This is a genomic window from Finegoldia sp. P3-F-LR (assembly GCF_052932165.1).
The window spans coordinates 1-5,457 of sequence record NZ_JBRFJE010000035.1; the positions used below are offsets into that span (position 1 = coordinate 1).

At 33.3% G+C, this 5,457-nt stretch carries 2 protein-coding genes; both read right to left on the minus strand.

Annotation, left to right across the window (positions count from 1 at the left end; all coding sequences use genetic code 11):
- On the minus strand, positions 1-4,670 hold a 4,670-nt coding region (locus tag ACU68U_RS08980; protein WP_446763180.1), incomplete at its 3' end, for an SHIRT domain-containing protein.
- Positions 4,671-5,331: 661 nt separating this feature from the next.
- The coding region (locus ACU68U_RS08985; protein WP_446762833.1) for an EF-Tu C-terminal domain-related protein at positions 5,332-5,457 on the minus strand (126 nt) is incomplete at its 5' end.

The window sequence follows — 5,457 nt, forward strand, 5'->3', positions numbered from 1 at the left end:
TCTGGCTCTGTTGGTGTTACTACATCGCCTTTAACTTTTCCAGTTTGTTTTGCTGGTAGAAGGTCAGTTACTTCTTTAGGAAGTTCTTTGTTTGGATCTTTACTTACAAATTTGTGTGTTACGTTGTATTTTTCTGGTTCTGGATCTGGTGTGAATTCCCATGTTCCTGTAACTTTTTCGTCTTTGTTAGTGATTTCTACTTCATTCTTATCGTATGATTTGAATTTCCATGTTCCTTTGTTTGTTTCATCTCTAAATGCAGCGTCATCGCCTGTTGGAACTGGGGATGTTACTGTATCACCTTTTACTTTGCCTGTTACTTCTTTTGGTGCTTTTGCTTTTAATTCAGCTGGTAATTCCTTACCTTCTGTTCCACTTACGTATTCGTATGTTACTTTGTGTTCGTTTGGTGTGAATTTCCAGCTTCCTTCGAATGTTACATCAGACTTATTAATAGTTTTACTATTTTCATCATAACCTTCGAATGTCCAAGTTCCATCATTTTCTGTATCTGCTACTTCTGTTTGTGTTGGAGCAGTAGGAGTTACAGTGCTACCGTCTTTCTTACCAGTTTGTTGAGCTGGTATTAAATCTGTAACAGCTTTAGGAAGTTCTTTGCCTTCTGTTGATGATACAAATTTATGATTTACATTGTAATCAGTAGGAGTAGTTTTTGGAGTAAATTCCCATGTTCCTGTAAACTCAACATCTTTGTTATCGATAGTTTCTTGGTCTTTGTCGTAACTTACAAATTTCCATGTTCCATCTTCAACATTCACTGTTTTTGCAGTAGGTTCTGTTGGTGTTACTACATCGCCTTTAACTTTTCCAGTTTGATTTGCTGGTATAAGATCAAGTACTTCTTGTGGAAGTTCTTTATTTGGATCTTTACTTACAAATTTGTGGGTTACGTTGTATTTTTCTGGTTCTGGATCTGGTGTGAATTCCCATGTTCCTGTAACTTTTTCGTCTTTGTTAGTGATTTCTACTTCATTCTTATCGTATGATTTGAATTTCCATGTTCCTTTGTTTGTTTCATCTCTAAATGTAGCGTCATCGTCTGTTGGAACTGGGGATGTTACTGTATCACCTTTTACTTTGCCTGTTACTTCTTTTGGTGCTTTTGCTTTTAATTCAGCTGGTAATTCCTTACCTTCTGTTCCACTTACGTATTCGTATGTTACTTTGTGTTCGTTTGGTGTGAATTTCCATTCGCCTTCAAATTTTACATCGGCTCCATTTACTTTTGCGTCTACATCGTCTGTAGTTTTATCTTGATCTTTGTAACCTTCGAATTTCCATGTTCCATCATTTTCTGTATCTTTTACTTCTGTTTGTGTTGGAGCTGTAGGAGTTACAGTGCTGCCATCTTCTGCTGTTTTATCTTCTGGAAGTTGAGCATCGACAGCTGTTTTTACCTCAGCTGGCATTTCTTTTACTGGAGAATCTTCAGCAACCTTAAATTCGTGTTTTACATTAAATTCATCTTTTACAAAATTAGCTTTAAATGTAAGTGGTTCTGTGATTAATGCTTGTTTTAATTGTTCTTCAGTAATTTCTCCTCCAACAGGAATTTTTGTTCCATCCTTTAATGTGATTTCTTTATCAGCTGTCCAGTGGCTAAATTTATATCCATCTTTTGCTTTTGTTTCTGTGCCCTTTGGATTTGATTTAAGTTCGACTTCTTCTTTTGTATTATCTACAAAGTTTTCGCCTTCCTTAACTTGTCCATTACCATCAGTTGTGTAGTTGATTATAGGAGCCCAAATAGCATAGATATAATTATTTGTATCTTCTTTTTCACTATTTACAGTAACTTCATCGTCTTTTTGGAATTTGGCTGTTGTTGCGTTTTTATCTATATTCCATCCCTTAAATATATAACCTTCACGGGTGAAATTAATTTTTTCGCCTTCGCCGTTTCCTAAGACTGTATGAGAATCATTTGTAATAATCTCTTCAACTACATGTTGAGCACCAACTCCACCGTTTGCATCATAGGTTACTTTGGTAGTTGCTAGATCTGGAAATTCTTTCCATTGAGCGTAAAGAGTTTTATTTTTATCCATTAGGATAGTTTCGCTTGGTAGAATTAGTCCGCTAGAACCATCTTTTGTTTCACTCCAACCTACGAAAACTTTTTTGCCACCATTTACTTTAACATCTCCCACATCTGTTGCTAACGCTTTGGCATCTCGGATATAAGAGTTTGAATCTGTTGGAGCAGTTCCTTCAACTTTGTCAGTAGCTGGCAAGTTCAAATCGTATTTTAATTCTAAATAATCATATTTCCACTTAGCATATAAGTGAGTATCATTATTTTTAATTGGTTTGTGAAGATTTGCTTTTACATATCTTCCATATTGATTTTTTTCATACCATCCCAGAAATTTTGTTGCGCCTTTTGGTTCAATTGGTTGAGGGAAATTCTCTTTGCTAACTTTTTCATCTTTATATTTTCCATCATAAAGAGTGTCATCTTCAGGAATTTCACTTATTTTTTCTATATTATTTTCATAGTCATCTTGGTTGGTGTGGAAGGTCACTTCGTATTGACGAGAATCCCATTTTGCATAGACTGTAATGTCATGAGCAGGCATTTTTGCTCCATCTTCATGTTTGTGTTCTACGCTAAATGTTGAGTCTTCATACCAACCCATAAATACTTTATTAGGATTTTTTGGATGTGTGGTTACTCCTTTTTCATAGCCAAGTCCAAAATCGCTTGTATCAGCCTCGTATTTGTATGGTTTTGATGCTAATCTTGTACTACCAGAGTAATAATTTATATTATAAGTTTTGCGTTCGTAGAATAGGAAACCTACATAAGAACCATCTTCTATATATGGTGTTCCTGTATAGTTATAATATCCATTCCATCCGCGTGGAGTAAACATATAATCTCTAAAGGCTGGATTATTTACATTTGATGATTGTAATCCTGTCATATCACCTTTTTTAGGTTGGAATCCTTCTATATCATCTACATGGTCAGTCTTATCTACCCAAGAATATGTGTCTTGTTTATAATTTCCGTTGTATGGTTCAAAGACTCTATATTGGTATCCATTCCAGTTCATGTACCACTCTGAGTTTTGGAAGCTTACTCTTTCACCAATTTCTTTCATGGTACCAAGGGTAGATTTCATTGTTGCAAGGTCTGATCCGTTTATTTGTGCGTTAAATTTACTTGGATCCCATTCAACAAAGCGGAGTTGGTATTTTGTACCCTTAGCAAAAACTCTATACATGTAGATGTCTTTATCACCCATTGCTGGTGCTCTAGTATAGAAAGATCCTATGCTTTTATCCATGTAATAAATATAATCTTTATTTAACTTGTCAAACCATGTTTCAGAACTTTGACCGTAACGCAAATCTACGTGAATATTTCCATTTTCATCTGTTGCATTGACCCAATTAGCTGGATAATAACTAATTGCACTTTTATTTTTATAGACCCATATAGTATGAACATTTCTATCCATATAGACAGGCACAACTGTGCTGCCATCAGCTTCTATTGTTTCAAAAGCTTGTTTTGTTTTTTCTTCGTTTAAATGGAAGCCTAAATAATCTAGGGTTTGAGGATTGGTATAGGTGTGATCCATTTTTCCATTTTCATCTTTACTATTGTAGCCATCGCTAAAGCGGCCATCTTTTTCTGTAAGATTATTAATATCTTCAACTATTGGACCAGATGGAGCAACTTTTGGATCTGGATTTTCACTTCCTTTAAAAGGTAGGCTTGTTTTTTCTCCATTTAGTCCTCTTGCTGATATTATTTCATGGAAAGTGTAGCCATCATCATTTATATTTTGGACCATAACCTTAAATTTATAGTCAACTACAACTGGTTTCCATACAGCATAGACATCAATATCTTCGTTTAATTTTAAAGTAGCAAGATCGACAGGATCTCCATCTTCTGTCAAAGACCAATGGCTAAATTCATAGCCTTCTCTTGTAGGATTTTCTGGGGTTTTGTCAAGATTGCCACCATCGTTTGCAAGTATTTGTTCTTGGAAACTTGCTCCGTCTCCTGTTATAAATGTTGCCTTGTGTTTAAACTCTGTAATAGCATAAAGTTTAATGTCAGTTTTTCCTGCTTCAATATCTTTTTTCAATGAATTCTCATCATAAACACCCGATGAGCCGTCTTTTGATGTTGACCAATTTACGAAGTATTTATTAGCATCGTAAATTGTAGGATCTACTGGTAGTTTATAAGAACTAGCATCAGTGATGGTGTCAGTCATATAAACTCTATCATTTTTACTGCCACTTATGTAGTAAGTTATTACTACTTGGTTTTTGAAAACTGGGTAAACATTAATTATTTTTTTGTCGTTACCTGTAATTTCTATTGGCGTATCAAATTTAATATCGTTACCTTTTTCATCTTGCCATTTTAATAAAACTTTATCTTTGTCTTTAAATACATGGCCAGGATCAGATATTGTTCCTTTATCTGTAATTACCTGTTTTTGTATTTCTTTAGCTGAATCTTTGTTTTCTATTGTATCATTATAGAAATGATATTCATTGATTCCTTGTTTTGGACTTAGTATGTTAGCATAGATTGGCTTTATACCAGCAAAAACAATAAAAGCGACAGCTAATAATACTGAAAACAAAATTTTTCCAAAGTGCTTGTTTTTCTCTTTCATATTTCCTCCTTTTTTTCAAATAGTATGTTAGCATAGATTAGCTTTATACCAGAAAAAACGATAAAAGCGACAGCTAATAATACTAACAACAAAATTTTTCCAAAGTGCCTATGTTTCTATTTCTTATTTCCTCCTTTTTTTCAAAGTCTAACATGGCATAACATGGGTATTTAAAACATGATCTACCAGTTAGAATCAATAGTTCTTGTTGAAATAATTTACATTCAACATAATAACTAACACGCAATTAACTATTTAGGGAATAGCAGGTGAGCCCTAATTTTATATTGAGTGAATTTGTAAAAATCAACTCTTATATAAAACGTTATCTTTTCAGATAAAATTCCCCTATTTTTGTTTATTATTATATCACATTTGCTCGAAAATTGATATGTTTACGGGATATATATTTATAATGTAATTATAATTGATGTTTATTGGATGAAGTAATTTTTACATAATAGAAGTTTAATTTTTTAAATTAGATTATATCTCATTTTAGTACTTTTATACTATCTATCTTTCTTTTTTGGGTTTATTCGTTAATTTATAAACTATAATTTCGCAAAGATTTTTGATTTTTATTTTCCAAATTTATTCTTAAAATTTGCAATAAAAAAGCCCTCACCTAAGTGAGAGCTAAATAGTCTTAGTATATTAATTATTCTATAATTTTAGAAACAACGCCAGCTCCTACTGTTCTTCCGCCTTCTCTGATGGCAAATCTTAATCCTTCTTCGATTGCGATTGGAGTGATTAATTCGATTATGAATTTTGCGTTATCTCC